Origin of the sequence: Elizabethkingia argenteiflava (genome assembly GCF_009904105.1) — a bacterium.
In the GTDB taxonomy this organism is placed as follows: domain Bacteria; phylum Bacteroidota; class Bacteroidia; order Flavobacteriales; family Weeksellaceae; genus Elizabethkingia; species Elizabethkingia argenteiflava.
The window spans coordinates 1-535 of sequence record NZ_JAAABJ010000083.1 but is presented as its reverse complement, the minus strand read 5'-3'; the positions used below and the strand labels follow the sequence as shown (position 1 = coordinate 535).

1 protein-coding gene is annotated in these 535 nt (G+C 35.3%); it reads right to left on the bottom strand.

Annotated elements, in window-relative coordinates:
* The coding region (locus tag GNY06_RS00415; RefSeq protein ID WP_166518319.1) for a hypothetical protein at window positions 1-396 on the bottom strand (396 nt) is incomplete at its 3' end.
* Window positions 397-535 lie beyond the last annotated feature (139 nt).

Below are 535 nucleotides of genomic sequence, written 5' to 3'. Positions count from 1 at the left end.
CTTGAAAAAAGGTTTTAATCTTGCTATACAGTGTTTTACCTGTTTTATATGATGAGGCGAAGCTTCTATCTTTTCATATGCTAATTCCAAAGCATCGATAAAAAATGTATCCGGAGATAATTCTCCGTTATTCAGCTCCGGAAAAGATTTTGAGATAGGGTCATATCCTGACAAGAGTAGATTTTTTTCATTTTCAATAAGCTGTCGGGTTAGGGATCTCTTTTCTTCTAAGGTTTTAGCTCTATTCATTCCTTTTATTCGTATTTGCTTTCCTTTTGGGGCAATATCAGAATAGAAATAATAAGAGATGATCCAATTTTTAGATAACAAATCGGATTTAGTACCTGTTCTCCAATTACGAGGAGTTACAATGATTTGGGTGAATTTTGTTGCCATTTTATAAACACTTTTATAAGCACTTTTTAAAATCGACAACTCGCAAAGATTTTTTAAAAAATCGGAAAACCCTTTGTGGGATAGGGTTTCCCGATTGCTCCTCCTGCTGGGCTCGAACCAGCGACCCTCTGATTAACAG